Genomic DNA, 20,124 nt, shown 5'->3' on the forward strand with positions numbered 1-20,124 from the left:
AAATATGAAGATTCTCTTGCTCTGTTGGCGCGACACTGGTCATCCCGAGGGTGGCGGCAGTGAGCGCTATTTGGAGCGGGTTGCCGAGCATTTGGTGCGACATGGCCACGATGTGGTGTTTCGGACGGCCGCGTACACCGGGCAGACACATTCGTCAGAGCGTGACGGCATTCATTTCTCGCGGGGTGGCGGTAACTTTTCCGTGTATCCGCGCGCGTGGGTAGCAATGCTTGCCGCGCGAGTTGGGCTGGGGCCAATTGCGAAGGCGTTGGGCGGGCGGCCGGACATCGTGGTGGATACGCAGAACGGCGTGCCCTTCTTCGCGCGAGTGTTTTCGGGCGTGCCGACGATCATCCTGACGCATCACTGCCACCACGAGCAGTGGCCGGTCGCGGGGCCAATCGTGGGCAGAGTTGGTTGGTTCATTGAGTCAAAGTTGTCGCCGATGCTGCATCGAAAGTGCAGGTATGTGACAGTGTCGCAACCGAGTGCCGATGAACTAGTGGGTTTGGGTGTGAACCGTGGGCGCATTGACATCATTCGCAATGGTGTCGATCCGGTTCCTCCTGAAGCCCGTGGCGTGCGGTCAACTGATGCGCCGCGTCTGGTGGCATTGTCTCGACTGGTGCCGCATAAGCAGATTGAGCATGCGATCGATGCGGTCGCTGCTCTCGCGGAGACGATTCCAGAGATTCGCCTCGACGTCATTGGTTCCGGCTGGTGGGCGGACAACTTGGCGGCGTATGCCCACGACCTGGGCATCGCAGACCATGTTGTTTTCCATGGGCAGGTGTCCGAGGTTGAGAAGCACCTCATTTTGTCGCGGGCTACGGTGCATGTGATGCCGTCTCGTAAAGAAGGCTGGGGACTGGCCGTCATCGAAGCTGCTCAGCATGGGGTGCCGACCGTTGGCTACCGCTCCTCGGCAGGGCTGCGTGATTCGGTGGTTGATGGTGTGACGGGGTTGCTCGTCGATTCGCCCGCCGAACTGGTCGAAGCCACCCGACGCATCGTTTCGGAGCCTGATCTACATGATTTCCTCAGCGTCGAGGCTCTGAAGCGATCGCACGAGTTCGGCTGGGACTCTACGGGCGGGAAATTTGCAAGTTTGCTTCACGACGTCGTGGCCCAGGCCACATAGCCCGCAGCACACCGGTACTGAGCATTAGCAGCCACACCGCAAAGGCTGCCCAGGCAAGGCCCCGCTGTGTGCTGGATGCGGGTTCGGGAAGCTCGATCGCACCGGGCACCCGGTAAAGCGCGAGGTTCTCGTCGACGAAGACTTCATCGAGTTGATCGATGACTGCATCGGACCGGCCAAACTCGCCAGGAGAGTTTTCTAGCAGCACCCAGCCGACTCCATTGGTGCGAAGGATCTGCAGTGCATCGTCAGGAGCTGACAGCAGTGTGTGTTCGACAGTTCGAGAGCCTTCGCCGCTCACCACTGTGCCGGAGACAACCAAGTTTCCAGAGGTCACAACGGGTGCCGGCAGCGTCTTGATGGCGGGGTCGTATACGGGGCGACCGTCGATAAGTCGATAGGAACCAGCGGGCAGCACGGTGACCGCAGACGTATCCATAGCGACGACACCCGATACCGCCGACCAGCCCGACCATGCGGGAACTGGGCGGAGTGGCTCCATGTCCTTTGGCATATTCGGCACCGCCGACATAATTGCCAGCGCAGCAACGGAAACCGCTAGCCATTGGCGACCTGGGGGGAGGTTACGCGCCAGCAGGTCAGCGCTCGCAGCAGCCAGCAACACGTAGGCAGGGATGGCGAGTGCGACCCACTTCTGGGCGTCGCGTAACAGGCCCGCACCAGGAATGTTGTTGAGCAATAACTCCATCGCCGCGATGCCGGTCGGTGTTGCGAAAAGCGCGATCACAACAATTGCGACCCCAGCCATGACGACGAGACGTGCTTGGGCACGCCAGACGGTTTTCACACCGATTGCGAAGAAAGCCATCAACAAGATGACGGCCAGTGACGCGAAGCCAAAGTTCCGCGACTCGGGAACCGCCTCGCCATTCCACAACCCGCCGAGTGCCAACAAGGCCCCTATAGTGCCGACGTAATGCTCCGCCCTTGCTGAAAACGCCGCCGCGCCTGCCATGTCCGCAGAGGTGCCACCTCCCGACAGCGCCGTGGCTAGCAGCCAGGGGGCGGAGACGGCGATCGTCGTAAAGAAGGCGACGACGCGGTCGCGCCACGACCTACTCGCCACCACCGCGACCACGCCGCCCAACAAAGCACCAGTCGGAGTTAGCCCCGCCAGCGCCAACGCCGACGCGCGCCACCACACCTGACGATTGATACTGGCCAGCGCAATGGCAGGCAACAGCATGGCGGCGACCACCAGGGACCAGTGTCCTTGCAAGAGACGTTCAGCGACGAATGGGTTCCACAGCAACATCGTCGCCGCTGCAATTTGCCCGATGATCCGCGCGCCCACGACCACTCGCGCAAGCTCCGCAGCGGCCAGTCCGCCAATGATGAACGACAGCGCCAGCAGCACCTTCACCGCGACGTTGGCATCGACGACATACCCCACCGCCCACAACACTGTGTCTTGCGGTATTGCGCGCGCGGCGGCTTCGGTTAGCCCGAGCGAGGCATCGGTTAGCGGAGGGTGCGCCGGGATGACCATGTCTCGGAGCAGAAGCTGCGATCCTCGGGTTCCGCTTGACGACGACCCCGCGCCCGACACAGCCGGCCCAGCAAAGAGCGGCCACAAGATGACAGCGGTCAGGATGAGGATCCACGAAGCAACGAATGCTTGCCCCATGCGGAGCTGATTGATGGCAGCACGTCGGGCGATGGCCCGCTCGACGTCGGTGCTATCAACGCGAGAAGCAGCCGCGCGCGAGGTTGCGCGGGGCTGCTTCTCAGGGTCGTTGATGCTCACCAGGCCAATAGTAGGCAAAGGCGGAGGAAAGGGCACCTACCGCCGTTCGCCGGTTCTAGCTGCCGGTTTTAACTGGCTACGACGTGTGGCTACGGCGTGTGGCTACGACTTGCGGTGCATGCGGATTCCGAAGATTACGAGCAACAATCCGATGATGCCGAGGATCCATGGTGCGATGGAACCAGCCATGGTCATCTTCTTGCTGGATTCCTTCGCCTTTTCCAGCTGGTTTGCCTTGGTTTCGTCGCTCCACTGGGCAACGAAGTCCAGTGCAGTGCGGTTACGCTCCTGCTTTTCCTTTTCGCGGCCGGCACCGAGTGCGATGTCCTTCGCTTCTTCCTCATCGCGTGCGTAGAACTGGAAGATGTGCTCGGTACCGTTGACGATCATGCCGGTGTTTGGCTCGACGCGAACGGTACGAACGTTGGTGTAGTAGCGATCCATTTCGATCTCTTCGTCACCTTCAAGACCCCACTTGCTAGCAGGGAACTTCAGACGCAGCGAAGCGAGGGAAGACTTGTCGGCTTCTGTCATCTTGCGGCCATTCTGAGTGAAGTGAGCCTTCTGAGATTCGTACAGGTTCACTGGTTCAACTTCCATGGTGAACTTGTAGACGGTGGTGCCGTCCTGCTTTTCCTCACCGACGAAGTCGATAGGGAAAGTCTGCAGCGCAGTTGCATCGAAGTAAGGGAAGGACTTCTTCGTGGTGCCGAATGGGAACTGGTACTGAATGCCTTCACGGGTGAACGCTGGAATGTCGGCAGTGTCCTCGCCGCCACCAGCCTTCGGTGCATTGAGTTCGATGGTCGACACTGGGTCTACCACTGGGAATGCCGTGGAGCGGTCCAGGGTAATGCGGTCGACGGTTGCGTTGACGAGGTTCTTTGGTTCCTCGCGGTCGTCGCGAAGCACGACGGTGCCGACCTCCATGGTGGCAACCTTCTTGTCCGCAGGTTCCTGGATGCGGACATGACGGTTCGATACCAGTGGCGTTTCACCAATGAAGCAGTGCAGTGGCATTTCCGCAGGCTTATCTGCCTCCGCATCGCCTTCTGGCTTGTCCGCGCCCGCGTCCTTACAACGTGGGTCGTCCTTACGGTCGGCGGCTGGCTCGTTCTTGGCTAACAAGCCGGAGTCGAGGAGGTAGCCGTTTTCGATGTTCGTGACGGTTGAGCTTTTGGTATCCAGCGGGATGACACGCAGCTTTGGCACAAGGAACGACGGCAGGAGTACCGCGATCACAAGCAGCGCTGCACCGATGACGATCATCACAAGCGAAAGAGTTCTCTTAGCCATAAGCAGTGATTTCCTTAGATCATTTCAAGTTCTTTTTGGAAAGGTATCAGTAACCAGGTGGCCGAAGTGACCGAAATTCATAAATATTTTTCTGAACTAAGGTATTTTCTGGGTACCGCACTCTGAACAGCATAAATAGCGCCCCAGAAATTGGGTTAGTTCTTGTTAACACTCTAGTTGTCACTGTTAGCTGGGGGAAACTAGGCTCTCTCAGGTGTGTCATGGGACTCTTAAACTTTGCGACGATCACGTCGTAAAGTAGCTCCCACATCTCGTGTGCAATGACGCGGAAGGAGTGCCGGGCGTGGTTGAGACAGCAGCTGTAAAAGCAGGATCGTCAGCTTCGGACGCAGCGACTGTATCGTCTGCAGCAGCGTGGAAGCCCGGGTTTTTGCCGGCGCTGGAGGGGCTGCGGGCAGTGGCGTCGTTGGGCATTATCGGCACGCACGTAGCGTTTCAGACTGGTCATGACACGGGTGCGTTGTGGGAGCGTGTACTGGGGCGATTCGACTTTTTCGTCGCAGTGTTCTTTACGCTTTCGGGCTTTTTGTTGTGGCGTTCGCACCGTGTGGGATTTGGCGCGAAGAATAGTCGCTCGGGAGTTGCCACCTACTACCGCAAGCGTGCTGCCCGTATTCTGCCGGCGTATTGGGTACTGATTCTGATTGTGCTGATCGCGTTGCCTGTCGGCGCTGGTGCGGATCTGAAAGCATGGCTGGCGAACCTCACGCTCACCCAAGTTTTCGTGCCGGATTCTCTCCATGGCGGGCTAACTCATTTGTGGTCACTCAGTGTGGAAGTGGCCTTCTATATTGCGCTGCCAGTTATTGCCGTGGCCTTGCAGCGCATCGATCCGGCGACAAAGCAGTTTCAGCGCATCGGTGTCATTTGCGCGCTTGCCGTGCTCAGCTTCGGGTGGGCGTGGTTGCCGTTGCCATACCTCGATGGCGTGAATCCGCACATTCAGCCTGCAGCGTATTTCTCGTGGTTCGCTGCTGGGTTGGTGCTTGCGGAGTTGGAGTCGCTGGCCGGGGCGTCGTCGGCACGTGCGCGGGCGGTGCACCGGGGATTGCAGAAGTGGGCGCGTCGCCGCTGGCTATGGCTGGGTATCGCGACGGTGGCGCTCATTGTCGCGGCGTTACTTGGGCCGGAAGGGCTCGTGCAGCTGTCGAATTGGGAGTTCCTGCGTCGGCTGTGGTGTGGCCTCGTATTCGGCGCGTGCATCATCGGCCCGTGGGCGCTTGCGCCGGAGTCTCGGGCGCTGAATCATCCAGTGATGCAGGCACTCGGCCGCTGGTCGTATGGCATCTTCTTGTGGCACATGGCCATGTTGTCGGTCGCTTTTCCGCTGCTTGGTGTCCCGCTTTTCGACGGCCACCTGCTGGCCATCACCCTCACCACCGTGGCGTTGGCTATTCCGATGGCAGCGGCGTCGTATGCCCTCGTCGAGGAGCCTGCTCGACGTTGGCTGGGGAAGAACTGGGTGCGACGAGAAGCGTCGTGACGCACACCGCAGCCGTAGCAATCAATTGCAGTAGCCAACCCGCACCGGCGTAGCCAGACTGTGGCCACGGATTCGTTCCGAGGAGAAGCGCCATCGCTGCGACAAGAACGCCAAGAGTTGCGATCATGCCGTGTCGATACTTTTGCTCTGCGAGTTTCTTGCGCGCAAACCATGCCGCGCCACTCGTCGCAGCAGCAACGGCAAGGCCAGGAAGACCCGATACAAGAGTCGCGGTCACCGCGCCACATGCCAGCACGAACCACGCTGGGACTGTGTCGGCATTGTCGACAAGCGTGAAGTCGCGACGAAGCTCTGCACGCCACAGATACGCCAGCGCCAGTGTGACCAGCGCGAATACCGCAGCGATAGCGCCACCAGCCAGAATGCCATTGCGCCATGTCGATGCTGGTTCATAAGCAATCGTGACCGTGCCAGACATCCCTGCCGGCACGACCCAGCCTTGCTGCCAACCATTGATGGTTACAGGGGTGAGGGTGATTGGCTGATCGCCACCTTCGCCACCTTCGCCACCTTCGCCACCTGCAACAGTCGCGACCATGCCCTTGTTCACGGAAATCGGGCGCCAGAGAATGCGGTCGGTGGGTGCTGCGTCGAGACGATCGTCGTGAAGCACAGCGACCTTCTGCTCAGCGCGAGTTGGTGCGCGGAATTGATCGGAAGTCAGCGTTACCCAGTCGGCCTTGGACTCCAAGCGGTACATGCCAGCGGGCAGGGGGTACGTGTCCTCGCAGGTCAGCTCGGTGCGTTCGAAGCCGCCGCCGATGCGTTCCAGGCTAGTCCACGGATCGCCTACGCCGGTGTCGCAGGTGTCGGCGCTGACGGACACGGTCGTATCAGTAGGTACCGAGAACATGCGCGTTAGCGTGCCTTCGCGAACTTCCTGGCCAAACGACCAGCGCTGCACCACCTTCGAGGAATCGGGCACGGTTGGTACGCGGATTGGAGTGATGTCCTCACCAGCTGCGGTGATGCGCATTTCCGCGAGCGTGAAGCCCACTGGCGCGCTGACTGCGGTGACTCGGATGCGGTCGGTTTCCGCGCCGGGCACTGCGATCCGCGTTTCCTCACCGGGGTAGAGCACCTTGTTGGTGGTGGTCGTGGACGATTTCACTTGCACTTCTACGGGCACCACAGCACCGGTCAGCGTGACGACGACTCCCTTCCGAGGACTCTCAAACCTCGCCTCGACCCACTCCGCCTGGCCGGTGCCGGTGGCGGGTTGCCACCAGGTGGTGTCATCGCCGTCGACAAGTGCGTTGAGTGAATGCTCCGACGCAGCGCCACCCACATTGAATGGATTGGAAGCAGACGACGATGCTTCCAACTCGCCACGCCCCGTTGTGGTGGTGGTGAGTGGGAGGCCATCGACGGGATAGTCGGCGATCTTGTTGCGGACCTTGGCGTCCTCGTCGGTGGCAAGAATGCCACTGACAGCGCGGGTAACTTCGCCGTAGTTTCGACCGCGCAGAGCTGGAGTGTCGGTGACGGTGCCCGCATTGACACCAGCGAGCATGCGGACTGGCGCGTCCTTATCAACCTGATCCAGTCGCGATAGTACTTCCGGTCCGCCGGCGACTAGTGGGATATTGGCGGTGTCGATCAGGCGTGGGGACAATAGATCTGCCACTGCACCTGAAGATTCGCCAGCTCGCCAAATCTGAATCTTGGTGCTGGAACTGCCCGCGGCTTCTGCTGCATCTGCGGAATCTGAGGCATCGTGGTCGGTGAACTCGGCGACCTTCACCATGTCTGGCGAGTCTTCGAGCGTCTGCTGCACCATCTTCTTGCTGTCGGTGCGGTACTTGCCACCAAGGTCAGAGCGCACGACAACGTAGCCGATGCCGTTGTTATTCAGCGTTGCCGCCAGTGCATCGTTGCCAACTCCACGGGCGAAGGAATCACGCAGGCCGTCCAGCCCACGGATTGCCTCTGGTGGCACTAGAGGTACAGCATCGCGAACCACCCATGGCACGTCGGCAAGTGGCTGTAGTGGTTCGTCACGGGTATTACCCCACTCTTGCAGCGCAAACGGGCTAGATGGCATGAGCAGTGTGCGCGAGCCCTGCGCATTGGTGTTGAGCCAGTCCGCAGTGTCCTGCCAGTATGACGGCACCCGCTCAAAGCTGCCTTCCGGTGCTAGACGAGCACTCCATGCAGGCGCGGTCGCCCCTGCGAATGCAATGAGCACCATCATTGCCGCGATCCCGGCGACATTGCGCTCTGGATGCAACCACGCGGCCCGGTTCTCCCGCTTCCACGGCACCAGCGGCAACTGCGCGATGGCATGTGCGACTCCGAGCATGAGTGGCAATCGCAATACGGGGTCAAACTTGTGGAGGTTTCGAATTGCGGCAAGGGAGCCGTCGAGAAGCGAACGCCCCGACGCACCGAATAGGCCAAACGGCTCCGTCCACGAAGACATGACGACGATCCCCGCAAGCGCCACGACCCACCACATCCGGCGATGTGGCATGGAACGCATGGCGAGGCCGAGGAGGCCAAGACCCATGATCGCGATGGTTGCGTAAATGAGGATCGGTTCGGCGACGAGCGCGTGACCGCCGATGCGCTCAGTAGAGACGAACGGAGTCCACGAGGTCGTGCCACGCAGCGTTTCGGTGAGGTTGAGCCAGCGGGTGGTGACGCCGGAGGACTCGATGTAGTCGGTAAACGGTGGTGAATATCGGCCGAGCAGGAGCAACGGCGCCAACCACCAGATGCTGACAGCTGCGCAAGAAGCCACCCAGCCCGCGAACATTGTCCAGCCGCGCCGGCGGTGTGGCCCGAATAGCGCTGCCCCGATCAGGACGAGAGCAGTGGGGACGCACGCCGCAGCGGTACTGACTGCGTTGACGGCGCCGGTGCTGAGGACCGCAACGCCCGACAACAGCACGGCAATCGTTGCTCTGCGCGTGCCGACGACATCGCGAGCCAGCACCACCCTCAACACTGGCAAGAGAATCCACGGGGCGAGCGCTACCGGCCAGGCTTCAGAGGAAATCGCCCCGAGAGTCGTGATGATTCGTGGCGAAAACGCATACAACAACGCAGCCACGATGCGGGAGGTATGCGTGCCGACGCTCGCTGCTTCGGCAACTCGATACAAGCCGGTGAACGCCAAAATCAGCGTGAGCGACCACCAGAGAGCCTGGCCGACCCAGTCGATATTCCACGCATCGTGGAGATAGTCGGGGAGGAGCTGGGTGGTGGCGTCGAAAAGCCCGAAGAAGGCGCCTTGCGGAAAGAGGTATCCGTACGCCTGATTCTGCAGCTGGCCGAGAGGCATAGTCTCGGACCACATGGTCAGCGAATTGGCGAGGAAACCGAGGGGGTTCTCCGTCAGATTGTGCTTAGTGTCCGCGACCGTGCGACCGGGCGACTGGACAAACGCAATGAGGGCAAGCAAAACCCACCAGGGAACGAGAGCCCTGGTGGGCGTGCGAGTTGTGGACACTATTGCTCAGTGAACGCTCAAATGACGAATACGAAGAATGCGGCTGTCTAGCGACTGCCTAGCGCTGGCCGTACTCAACGCCACCAAGCAGAGCCTGGTCGGCAGAAATGGCCTGAGCTTCTGGAAGCTCGTCTTCGGATGCGACCTGCGCAATGCCGAAGATGGCAGCACCGCCGAAAAGTGCGCCCACGAGTGCGCTAGCAAGTGCTGGGCCTGCGGTACGACGAGGTTCTGAGGCGGTCTCGTAAGGCATGAGCGACTCCCTTGTGGATCTTTGGGTCATGACGAATGGTTCTGACTGTAGACCATAAAACTTACTACTGGGAAGTTTTTGTCAGACAAAGCTCAGTTTTTCTTGGGAATTACTGGGGTTGCTGCGCACTATTGGGGTTATTGGGGTGGGTGGAGCCGGTGTTGCTAGTTCTTTTCTGGCGGGCAGATCAGAACGGGGCGACTGGCATTCTTCACGATCGCATCTGCCGTCGACGTCGACAGCAAACCACGCAATCCGGACATCCCACGCGTACCGGAGACGATGACACTCGCGTCGAGCTGATTCGCAGCGTCGACGATCGCGGACCAAATGGTCGTCTCGGACTGGACGAGATATGGCTCGGCCTGAAAACCGGCTTTGGCGGCCAGATCGAGGCCTTCTTCGCACACGCGCTTTGCCTCTACCTGGGCGGGATCCTCTTCGACGGTGGAAGAATCCCAGTCTGGCTGCATCATTCCAGATGCGCCAGCAGTGCGGGCGGCTTGGCGCTGCAGTGGTTCCCAGGCGGTCAGAATGTAGGCGGTCTTGACGGAGAGGACCTTGCTCGCCCAATCTAAGGCGCGCTTGGCTTCGTCGGAGCCGTCGTAAGCAATGAGCATTGAATCCGGAGCTGTCATACTGCCAGCTTAGGGCAGTTCCGCGACACTGCGCAGGGGTTTTCCTGGTTGCGACGGCGTAGGATGCTCCTGTTTGTTCGGCGCGGTACGTCGCTATTCGTCACAATTGCCGTAACGACCAAGAATCGTCGCAAATCGTCGCAAGCTTGCAAGCCGTCACAAGAGAAACTCGAGGCCGAAATGTCGGAGAATCCATCATCTGCCCAGCCAACGAAACCATTGATCAAGCCATCAATCATGTTCGTGTGCGTTCACAACGCTGGGCGCTCCCAGATGGCGGCCGCATATGCTCGCGTGATGTCCGGCGGGCGCGTCGAGGTTCGCTCCGCGGGGTCTGCGCCGGCGGATTCGCTCAATCCCGCGGTAGTCGCCGCGATGCACGAAGAGGGCATCGATATCGCGGCAGAAAGGCCGAAAATCTTGACGACGGAAGCCGTCGAAAAGTCAGATGCAGTCGTGACGATGGGATGTGGCGACACGTGTCCGTTCTTCCCAGGCAAGCGTTACGAGGATTGGAAGCTCGACGATCCTGCTGGTCAGAACGTTGAGGCGGTGCGGCCGATCCGGGATGAGATCAAGCGGCGGGTCGGTACGCTGGTGAGCGAGCTGTTGGGTGAGTCGGTGGGGTAGGGGAGTTCGACCCCTGCGCCGACCAATAGCGCCGATAAAGCGAAAAAGACCGCGCAAGGAATCCTTGCACGGTCAAATTGCTGGTCAGAAAGACATTGGAGCCGATGACGGGAATCGAACCCGCGCTGTCTGCTTGGGAAGCAGAAGTTCTACCATTGAACTACATCGGCAAGTGGCATTACGCCCAGGCGCTTGGCCTATTTTCAATGTAGCACTCGAGCTATTTCGGTAAAAATAGCGCCATCGCCCACGCGCCCCGCCCACGTCACGCATAGCCCAAACAACGGTGACTGCTGTCGCCCGCATCACATACCGCTCGCGTACGGCACATATATAGAAGGTATGCTGGCTACGTGCTTCTTTCAGATCGTGATATTCGTGCTGCTATCTCTGCTGACGACGACTCGCGTCTCGGCATCGAGCCCTTTGACCCGGAGATGATTCAGCCGTCTTCCATTGACGTGCGGTTGGACAAGTTCTTTCGCGTCTTCAATAACTCGCAGTACACGCACATCGATCCGAAGCAGCCTCAGGAAGAGCTGACCTCGCTGACAGAAGTGCCCGAAGGTGAGGCATTTATCCTGCATCCGGGCGAATTTGTCCTGGCATCGACGCTTGAATACTTCACTATCCCCACGAATTTGGCGGGGCGCTTGGAGGGGAAGTCGTCGTTAGGCAGGCTCGGACTGTTGACGCACTCGACGGCCGGTTTCATCGATCCGGGTTTCGCGGGGCACATCACGCTGGAACTGTCGAATGTGGCGAATCTGCCAATCGCGCTGTGGCCGAACATGAAGGTCGGGCAGCTCGCGCTGTTCCGCATGACATCGCCGGCGGAAGTGCCGTACGGCACAGGCAAGCTCGGCTCAAAGTACATGGGACAGCGTGGTCCAACGCCGTCGAAGGCCTACCTGAACTTCCGTTAGATCACGCTTTACGACGAATCCCCACGGCAGCTCGAGCGACGTTGCTAACGTTGCACACATGACTGCAGCCCAGCCAACGCCAACTGGCCAATCAGGGGAGTCTGATCGGTCTACGCCTGCTATTCGTTTCGAGGGTGTCTCGAAAACATATGGTGCTGGCCCTGTGGTGGTGGAGTCCGTCGATGTGGATATTCCGCGGAACGCCGTGACGGTGTTTGTGGGCTCCTCGGGGTGTGGCAAGACGACGTTGCTGCGCATGGTCAATCGGATGGTGCAGCCAACTTCGGGCAGGGTTCTCATTGATGGTGAAGATATTGCTGGTCACGACCCTGTGAAGCTCCGTCGTGGCATCGGCTATGTCATGCAAAATGGGGGTCTTCTGCCGCACCGGACAGTCGTTGACAATGTAGCGACGGTGCCGCGCCTTAATGGCTGGTCCCGTCGTAAAGCACGCGACCGGGCGATGGAATTGCTCGAAGTTGTGGGGCTTGATCCAGCGGTGGCAAAGCGGTATCCGGCGCAGTTGTCGGGTGGTCAGCAACAGCGTGTGGGTGTGGCTCGCGCGTTGGCTGCGGAATCTGGAATTTTGCTGATGGACGAGCCTTTTGCTGCCGTCGACCCGATCGTTCGTCGGGAGTTGCAGGCCGAGGTTAAGCGTCTGCAGCGGGAGCTTGGGCGCACGGTGTTGTTCGTGACGCACGATATTGGCGAAGCGTTCCACCTCGGAGACAAGGTCGTATTGCTCAGTGAGGGTGGCAGAATTGCACAGCAGGGCCCGCCGAACGAGTTCATTGAGAATCCTGCGAACGAGTTCGTGCGCGACTTCATTGATGCGGATTCCCGGCAATTGCATATCGATGGTTCGCGAGTGCTCGATGCCCGCGGTCGCGTTGCGGGTGTGCTTGCTTCGCCACAGTCTGCGGTGCCACAGCTTAACGACGACTCTGACCCCACAGCGCCCTCGACCGCTCGGGGTGTCTCGTCATGATTCGGTGGTCGTGGTACGTCGATAATAGTCATCAGATTATCGACTTGACCTGGACGCATATAGTGTTGGCGGTTCCCCCGATTATTGCTGCGGTGTTGGTGTCGGTGCCGCTTGGGTTTTGGGCATCGGGAAGCCGGAGATTGCGTGGCGTAATTACGTCGGGCACGGGGCTACTGTATGCGATTCCGTCGTTGGCGATGTTCGTAATGTTGCCGTTGGTATTGGGAACATCGGTGTTGTCGCCGTTGAATCTGCAAGTGGCGTTGGCTGCGTATGGAATTGCGTTGATGACGCGGACCGCCGCCGATGCTTTCGGCGCCGTGCCTAGCGTGACTCGAGATGCCGCCACCGCGATTGGTTATTCGCCGCTCCGCCAGGTCACGCGAGTGGAGTTGCCGCTAGCTGGTCCAGTGCTGCTGGCAGGTGCGCGGGTGGTGTCGGCCTCAACGGTGTCGCTGGTCAGCGTTGGTTCCCTGGTCGGTGTGCATGGTTTGGGCTACTTCTTCACGGATGGCTTCAATCGCAGTTTTCCCACGGAGATCATGGCCGGCATCCTGGGCACGGCGCTTGTCGCGCTCGTTTTCGATGGCATTCTGGTTGCGCTCGGCGTTGCGTTGATGCCGTGGTCGCGTAAGCAGGTGACTGCATGAGCGTCCCTGAGAAGAGTGTTCCCGAACAAGCCTGGTCCTGGCTGACGACGGCGTCGTCATGGTCCGGCGATTCCGGAATCGGTATGCGCATCGCTGAGCACCTTGGTTACTCATTCTTGGCGACGTTCCTATCTGCCATTATCGGCATCGGTCTTGGCATTTTCGTGGGGCACACTGGCCGTGGACAGGCTGTAGTGCTTGGCGTGTCAGGTGTTTTCCGGGCAATGCCGACCCTTGGCTTGCTGACGTTTCTGGCCCTGATCATTCCGGCTGGCATCACCATGCCGTTGATTCCGGCAACGATTGTGCTGGTGTTCCTTGCGGTTCCGCCGATTTTGGCGGCGACTGCATCGGGGTTTCGGGCGATCGATCGTTCCACTATCGACGCGGCGTACGCGATGGGGCATTCGACGAGGCAGGTCATCTCGACGGTCGAGCTGCCTCTGGCGATGCCGGTACTTGTTGGCGGGCTCCGCTCCGCGTGGTTGCAAGTCTTAGCGACGGCCACCGTTGCCGCCTATCTCGGACTTGGTGGCTTGGGCCGATACTTGTTGGATGCCCTGGCTGTGCGCGACTACGGCATCATGCTGGGCGCGGCGATCATCGTTGCTGTCCTGGCACTTATATCGGACGCACTGTTTTCGCAGGCAGAACGCGCGTTCACGCCAGCTGGATTGCGACTGGGGAAGAGATCATGAACGTACACCAAGCGGGACTTTCCCGACGACGCTTCCTATCCTCTTCTGCGCGGGCAGCGCTTTTTCTCGCGGGAGGTGCGTCGGTAGCAGCGCTCAGCGCGTGTGGCCTTGATCCGGCTGATCCCGCGAACCGAAAACCAGGCGAAATCCGTATTGGGTCAGCGATGTTCCCGGAATCAGAGATTATTGCGCGAATTTGGGCGCTGGCATTGAAGGATGCTGGCCATGCGGTGACGGTTGTGCCGCAGATTGGCGCTCGTGATGTGTATTTGGCTGCGCTGGCAGAAGGCTCTATTGACATCGTTCCCGAATACTCGGGCAACTTGGCGTCCTATTACGGTGAAGTATCGAAGGGAGCGAAACCGGACGAAGTGCTCGCTACTCTGCGCAAGAACATTCCACCGGAATTTGAAGTAGTTGCGCCGGCGAAAGCCGAGTCGAAAGATGCCTATCGAATGCTGCGCAGTGTTGCTGAGAAACACGACATTCGTAGCCTTGCTGATGTGAGGAAGCTGCTGGGGGACGAGTCGTCGCAAAGCACAAGCGCAAAGATTCGGATTGGTGGTGCGCCGGAGCTGGCGCAGCAGCCATATGGTCCGCAAGGGTTGGCGGAGCTGTATGGGGTGCCGGAAAACCGCATTGAGATGGTGGGATACGGCGATTCGGGCGGTCCGCTGACTATTCGTGCGCTCGCGGACGGTGCGGTGGATTTGGCGGATATTTACACAACGACGCCACTGCGCGATACGACGGGCGCGCCTGTCGACGTTGTGACTCTAGAGGATCCAAAGCAGCTGATTCCAGCTCAGAATGTGGCGGCCCTGGTGCGTAAGGGCGTGCTTGATCAGTCGGCGCGGCAGACTCTGCGAAGCGTTGCAGATCGAATGACGACGGAGGACTTGACGGCGATGAATTTGCGTTCGTCGGGAGATGAGAAGGCTGGTGCTGAATTGATCGCGCGGGATTGGCTGGGTGCGACCGGTTAACGCGAGCGACTAACGCGACCAACTAATAGGTACTTGGACTACTCCACGTCAATTATTTGTGTAGTTCTGTACATTTCTTGTTTACCTGAAAGTAACGTCTACACCCGTTTGTGTGAATTGTATTATCAAATGTTTCTCCAAAGTGGCGGGACTTTCATAGGTACTTAATAATCAGTCCTATGCGAATGACGGTTATCGGAACTGGTTATCTGGGAGCTACGCACGCTGCGTCGATGGCGGAGCTGGGGCACGAGGTGTTGGGTGTCGATGTTGACCCTCAAAAGATCGAAACCCTTGCAAGTGGCAAGGTGCCATTCTATGAACCGGGCCTTCCAGAAATGCTGGAAAAGCATATCGGTACCGAACGTCTTGATTTCACGACTGACTATGACCGCGCTGCTGAATTCGCGAATTTGCATTTCATTGGGGTGGGAACTCCGCAGGTAAAGGGTTCTTTCGCGGCGGATGTAAGGTATGTGGATGCAGTTATTGATGAGCTTGCGAGGCGCGTAACTGGTCATCACGTCGTTTTGGGTAAGTCGACGGTTCCGGTGGGGACGGCTCGTCGTCTGCAGGAGCGTGCGGACACGATCTTGGCCGAGCGTGTTTCGTCTGGCGAGATCGAGCGCAACACCACGTCCATTGAAGTTGCATGGAATCCTGAGTTCTTGCGCGAGGGTTTTGCGGTGAAGGACACGCTGACCCCGGATCGTATGGTGCTTGGTCTGCGTGACGAGTTCATTCATGCTGGTGAGTCCAACGGTAAGTCCCCTGCAGAGGCTGCTTTCCGCGAGTGCTTCGCACCAATCCTGGAGGCTGGCACCCCACTAGTTATCTCCAATTTGGAGACTGCGGAGTTGGTCAAGGTCTCTGCCAACGCTTTCTTGGCGACGAAAATCTCGTTCATCAACGCCGTCTCTGAGATCTGTGAGGTCACAGGGGCAGATGTCACCGTGCTGGCTGATGCGATTGGTATGGATGCGCGTATCGGACGCCGCTTCTTGAATGCTGGCCTTGGCTTTGGTGGTGGCTGCTTGCCGAAGGACATTCGCGCCTTCATGGCTCGTGCCGGTGAGCTGGGCGTGGACCAGGCGCTGACGTTCTTGCGTGAGGTGGACACCATTAATATGCGTCGTCGCGAAAAGGTCGTGGGCGACGTAAAGCGCATTTGTGGCGGTTCGCTGCTGGGCCACAAGGTTGCAGTGCTGGGTGCATCGTTCAAGCCGAACTCTGATGACGTTCGTGATTCACCAGCTCTGTCCATTGCTGGCTCGCTGTCGCTCGGTGGCGCAGCGGTAAGCGTTTACGACCCGGAGGGAATGGACAATGCGCGCCGTTTGTTCCCAACCCTGGATTACGCAGATTCGATTGAGGACGTTTTGCGAGATGCCGAGGTCGTCGTTCTGGCAACGGAGTGGAAGGAATTCCAGGAACTGGATCCGGTTGCTGCTGGCGAGTTGGTGAAGACGAAGAAGATCATCGACGGTCGTAACTGCCTGCCACTGGCTGCGTGGTTAGACGCTGGTTGGGATGTCACTGCGTTGGGACGTGGGTAGATCCCTCTGAAGCAGTTAGCTGCTGGCATTATTGCTTTACGACGAGCAGACCCTGGAGAGGTTTCTCTCCAGGGTTTTGTGCTGGGTTGGTGGCGTTGCTCACAAAGCGGGTGACGGGCTGGTGTCTTTGTAACGCTTTATCAGTGTCAGTCGATGTAGTTGATGAACCCGTCGAATAGTTGTCGAGTGCGTTGTCCCCGCAGTTGGCAAGTGTTCGGGCGTAGAACAACACGCTGGCTCTCCGATTGTCTGGTCGCTGAGCTTCTGGTTGTTAGAGCTTTAGTGATTGCAGTTGGGAAGGTATCGACGTGCCGGACTTTGTAGGCCCTTTAATGAGGCGCTCGTCTGATGTAGCCGTCAGGCATGATGGGTCTCGCAAGATAGTGGCGTTCTTGCTGAGTTTTATTCTGGTGTTTGCAATGTCTTCGGCATTGGATGTGCCTGCTGCGGGTGCGCAGGAGGCGAGTAGCGATCCGGCGGCAACTTCTGCTGAGGAAGTTGTTACTGAGACGGTAGAAGCGCCAACTCCTGCTCCGGTAGAAGCACCAGCTCCTGCTCCGGTGGAAGCGCCAGCTACGGCAGAGGCGCCGGCGGAGCCTCCATTGGAGGAAATGCTGGAAGGGCCCGACGCGCAGCCGATGATGGCTCCGATGCAGGAAGAGTCTTTGATGGCTCCGATGGCAGTCGAAGGTACTACAACTCGGCCTGTGGCTACCTCGGATTACGCGATTATCGACCAGAAGGTGACGAAAAACACTTCTGGAAGGGACTCAGTTCGATTAGAAGTGAAATTCAATAGTGACGTCACGTTGACGAATGTGAATCTTGAGTACTTCGATGTTGATGGTCTCCATAGTTATCACTGGATCGACAGCACGTACAGCATTAACTCTAGAAAATTGACGGTGGGAACAACTGATAGGACCACCCTACTTGGCGCGGGTGCAAGTGTTGATAAATATAATGCTTCATTCACGATGTCGAATGTCGTTGTGAAGGCTGGCGAAATACTTGTATTGACGTATGACGGTGGCAAAACCAGCTATGCAACGAAAGTTGTTCCAACCTTCACCGGTACGGTAGCCGAAGCGGTTGTAGAGCCTGACCCTGTCGATCCGAATGCGTGTACTCCTGCTTCTGCTGACATTAGGTCTGAAAGCTTGGGCTGGCAAGATAACGGCGTTTATAATAGCTCTTATGACTTTTACGAATGGTACTATTCACTGGTTCTCAATAAGGCGCATGAAATTCGAGAGTTAACTCTCAACCTGGATCAGAAGATTTCAATGCCTGCCGGGACTAGCTGGCAGGGAGAGTACTGGGTCGCGCGTTCCAAGAAGACGGTTCCTACTGCGACAATTACGGTTATTGACAGTGACACCGTTAAAGTGACCTTTTCGGCTCCCCTAGTCCTACGTGAAGGACAGGAATTACGGATTGAACCCGCAAGAGATTACGCAGGTACTTGGAACTACGACCCAGCATTGGCTTCCAGCAATATTTCGGTGACTTGCCCAAAGGAAGAGCAACCACCATTGCCGCCAGCTCCAGATACCCCGACGGGTGCTGGGGAAGCTTTGGAAGGCTATTGGAAGAACATTAATTCCGTTGAAAATCCGCCTATGCCGGAAAAATGTGGCATCAATATCGCGCTTGTCTTCGATATGTCTAACTCGTTGAACAACAATAATGGCGTGCAGGGCTCAAAAGATGCGGGTAATGCGTTCATCGATGCACTGGGGTATACACCTGCAAATATTGGCATTTATAACTTTGCGACCTACGCCCCTGCTAGCTCTACGCTGCCCAATTATCCGCTATTCGAATTGAATACAAGCTCGGGAATCACTGCTGCCAAAAATGCGATCAATAGCCTGAAAACAGGTACTGGTACTGGTGGCACGAACTGGGAGGGCGGTCTCCAGCAGGTAGCCAACGAAATGAACAAAGCCGGTGGCACACAGTATGACGTTGTCTATTTCATTACGGATGGTGTTCCGACTACTAATCAGACTCAGACTCCAGGCGGTGATAACGGTCGTGTTACGCATAATTTGGACGTGAAACGCGGCATCGATGGAGCGAACGCGGTGAAAGAAGCGGGTGCCCGCCTCGAAGTGATCGCTGTAAATATTGAAAACAACATTCCATCAGATGGGATCGATCAGATCGCGGTCCTTCATGATGATGTGACCGAATGGCTTATCACGGGAGCCCTTAGGGAGAAGAATGGCAAGCCCTATATGCATCGACCTCCGTCAAATAGGTTTAGGGAGATCTCTAAGGCCGATGCGGAAAGAAGGCCCACGGGGTCGTACGAAAACTTAACATATTATGATAATGATATCTATGTGAACTATGCGGTCGGTAGCCCAAATGGTGTATATGTACGTCGTGAAGACGCGACATTAGCAAAGCCAATCGATCTTGCCACAAAGCTGACCACTAATAATCTGACAGATCGAAGTGCTGTCACTAACTTGGCAAAGTACTCTGAGCTGGCGACAAAGTTGAAAGCCTATGCTGAAGCTATTTGTGGTGGTTCGGTCATTATCCATAAGCAGATTGTGGATAATACCGGCAAGGTTATTGATGATACTCCAGCTGGTTGGGTGTTCAACGGGTCTGATGTAACCCAGTACGGCTCCAGTCCGTCTAAGCCTGCTGCTGGCACCGTCATCGACCCAACAGACTTCATCACTTTGGTCGATGGCGACGGCAAAAAGTTGGATCCTCAGGAAGTATCAATGAGGACGGATGATGAAACTGGTTCGGTGGAGTTCAAGTTCAAGACAGAAAAGCCACACAAGTATGGCGACCTTCTGATTGAGGAGTTGCAGCAGCCTGGTTATGCGTTGCGTCAGCAGGACGGCAAGAACGCGGTGTGTACGGCGACACCTGTGAACGCAGGTGGTAGCTCCACCCCGATCACCCTGTATGAAAATGTACGCGATAGTGGTTTCCGCGTCGCAACCGGCACCGACCGAGTCGTCAACTGTATTGTTCAAAACCGCAAGGTTCCGCCAGTAAGTATCTCCGTCAAGAAGGTTGATCACGAGAACAACACTCAAACCCTGCCAGGTGCAGAGTTCACGTTGTATGCAGTCGCAACAAACGAAGCAGGGGAAAAGATCCCAGGTGCCGAAATTGCGAAGCTAACTGCAGATTCCACCGGAACTGTCCACGTGGCAAACAACCTGATGGCTGGAGACTACTTCCTCATCGAAACCAAGGCGCCAAACCTGGAAGGCAAGCAGTACGAACTACTTCCAAGCCCAATCCTCATCAACGTGAAAGAACAGGGCGGCAAGGGTGTAGTCACAGTCGACACTGTCGCGAACCCGCAGGTCTCTGTTGATCAAAACGACCTATCCATCATCACCGTCGCTGACATCTACACAGGCACCCTGCCAAAGACTGGCGGAATCGGCTTCGGGCCAATCCTGCTCGCAGCCTTCGGCTTAATCGGTGCAGCAGTAGTTACGCGCAGGAAGATGACCGCATAAACACAGCCCAACGCTAGCGCCAGCTAGTTTAAGCCAGAGGAGGGGGGGGGGGGGGGGGGGGGGGGGGGAAAACCAGTGAGCCCCAACCGCGCAACACCCAAAAACCAAC

15 protein-coding genes and 1 tRNA gene are annotated in these 20,124 nt (G+C 57.9%); 10 read left to right on the forward strand and 6 right to left on the reverse strand.

What is annotated here, in order from left to right; all coding sequences use genetic code 11:
• The first annotated feature begins 4 nt into the window (after window positions 1-4).
• Window positions 5-1,141 (forward strand): glycosyltransferase family 4 protein, encoded by a 1,137-nt coding sequence (locus tag WG934_RS08410; protein ID WP_339989722.1) that lies wholly within the window; start codon window positions 5-7, stop codon window positions 1,139-1,141.
• On the opposite strand, the gene WG934_RS08415 is transcribed toward WG934_RS08410, so the two are convergent.
• Window positions 1,086-2,909 carry a hypothetical protein gene (locus WG934_RS08415; protein WP_339989724.1) on the reverse strand — a complete coding sequence of 608 codons (1,824 nt, stop codon included), beginning with the start codon at window positions 2,907-2,909 and terminating at the stop codon, window positions 1,086-1,088. The genes WG934_RS08410 and WG934_RS08415 overlap by 56 nt on opposite strands.
• 102 nt (window positions 2,910-3,011) lie before the next feature.
• A complete protein-coding gene (locus tag WG934_RS08420) occupies window positions 3,012-4,205 on the reverse strand; it encodes a DUF3068 domain-containing protein (protein WP_339989726.1) in 1,194 nt (397 codons plus the stop codon).
• Window positions 4,206-4,509: 304 nt separating this feature from the next.
• On the opposite strand from WG934_RS08420, the gene WG934_RS08425 reads away from it, so the two are divergent.
• Window positions 4,510-5,709 (forward strand): acyltransferase family protein, encoded by a 1,200-nt coding sequence (locus tag WG934_RS08425; protein WP_339989727.1) that lies wholly within the window; start codon window positions 4,510-4,512, stop codon window positions 5,707-5,709.
• On the opposite strand, the gene WG934_RS08430 is transcribed toward WG934_RS08425, so the two are convergent.
• The 3 genes from WG934_RS08430 to WG934_RS08440 all read right to left on the reverse strand — a co-directional run bounded on the left by WG934_RS08430 (window position 5,618) and on the right by WG934_RS08440 (window position 10,075).
• Complete coding sequence (locus tag WG934_RS08430; RefSeq protein WP_339989729.1) at window positions 5,618-9,184, reverse strand: DUF3367 domain-containing protein; 3,567 nt, start codon at window positions 9,182-9,184, stop codon at window positions 5,618-5,620. The genes WG934_RS08425 and WG934_RS08430 overlap by 92 nt on opposite strands.
• Before the next feature lie 58 nt (window positions 9,185-9,242).
• The gene (locus tag WG934_RS08435; protein WP_339979772.1) at window positions 9,243-9,437 is read right to left on the reverse strand and encodes a DUF2613 domain-containing protein; all 195 of its coding nucleotides are present in this window, start codon (window positions 9,435-9,437) and stop codon (window positions 9,243-9,245) included.
• Between the two features lie 164 nt (window positions 9,438-9,601).
• Window positions 9,602-10,075, reverse strand: a complete 474-nt coding sequence (locus WG934_RS08440) for a universal stress protein (RefSeq protein ID WP_339989730.1) — start codon at window positions 10,073-10,075, stop codon at window positions 9,602-9,604.
• 180 nt (window positions 10,076-10,255) lie between these two features.
• Here WG934_RS08440 and WG934_RS08445 point away from each other — a divergent pair, with 180 nt between their 5' ends.
• Window positions 10,256-10,705 carry an arsenate reductase ArsC gene (locus tag WG934_RS08445; RefSeq protein ID WP_339989746.1) on the forward strand — a complete coding sequence of 150 codons (450 nt, stop codon included), beginning with the start codon at window positions 10,256-10,258 and terminating at the stop codon, window positions 10,703-10,705.
• 96 nt (window positions 10,706-10,801) lie between these two features.
• On the opposite strand, the gene WG934_RS08450 is transcribed toward WG934_RS08445, so the two are convergent.
• Window positions 10,802-10,875 (reverse strand) — tRNA-Gly (locus tag WG934_RS08450).
• Between the two features lie 183 nt (window positions 10,876-11,058).
• Between WG934_RS08450 and dcd the strand changes: the two genes are divergently transcribed.
• The 7 genes from dcd to WG934_RS08485 all read left to right on the forward strand — a co-directional run bounded on the left by dcd (window position 11,059) and on the right by WG934_RS08485 (window position 20,015).
• On the forward strand, window positions 11,059-11,631 hold the full coding sequence (gene dcd / locus WG934_RS08455) for a dCTP deaminase (protein WP_339979775.1): 573 nt from the start codon (window positions 11,059-11,061) through the stop codon (window positions 11,629-11,631).
• 58 nt (window positions 11,632-11,689) lie between these two features.
• A complete protein-coding gene (locus WG934_RS08460; protein WP_339989732.1) occupies window positions 11,690-12,619 on the forward strand; it encodes an ABC transporter ATP-binding protein in 930 nt (309 codons plus the stop codon).
• On the forward strand, window positions 12,616-13,269 hold the full coding sequence (locus tag WG934_RS08465) for an ABC transporter permease (protein WP_339989735.1): 654 nt from the start codon (window positions 12,616-12,618) through the stop codon (window positions 13,267-13,269). The genes WG934_RS08460 and WG934_RS08465 overlap by 4 nt, the downstream gene beginning before the upstream one ends.
• Window positions 13,266-13,967, forward strand: a complete 702-nt coding sequence (locus tag WG934_RS08470) for an ABC transporter permease (protein ID WP_339989737.1) — start codon at window positions 13,266-13,268, stop codon at window positions 13,965-13,967. Before WG934_RS08465 ends, WG934_RS08470 begins: the two co-directional genes overlap by 4 nt.
• Window positions 13,964-14,953 carry an ABC transporter substrate-binding protein gene (locus WG934_RS08475; protein WP_339989739.1) on the forward strand — a complete coding sequence of 330 codons (990 nt, stop codon included), beginning with the start codon at window positions 13,964-13,966 and terminating at the stop codon, window positions 14,951-14,953. Before WG934_RS08470 ends, WG934_RS08475 begins: the two co-directional genes overlap by 4 nt.
• 179 nt (window positions 14,954-15,132) lie before the next feature.
• Window positions 15,133-16,509 carry a UDP-glucose dehydrogenase family protein gene (locus WG934_RS08480; RefSeq protein WP_339989740.1) on the forward strand — a complete coding sequence of 459 codons (1,377 nt, stop codon included), beginning with the start codon at window positions 15,133-15,135 and terminating at the stop codon, window positions 16,507-16,509.
• Between the two features lie 308 nt (window positions 16,510-16,817).
• The gene (locus WG934_RS08485) at window positions 16,818-20,015 is read left to right on the forward strand and encodes a SpaA isopeptide-forming pilin-related protein (protein ID WP_339989741.1); all 3,198 of its coding nucleotides are present in this window, start codon (window positions 16,818-16,820) and stop codon (window positions 20,013-20,015) included.
• Window positions 20,016-20,124 lie beyond the last annotated feature (109 nt).

This window comes from Corynebacterium sp. H78 (assembly GCF_037572275.1).
Taxonomy (GTDB): Bacteria; Actinomycetota; Actinomycetes; order Mycobacteriales; family Mycobacteriaceae; genus Corynebacterium.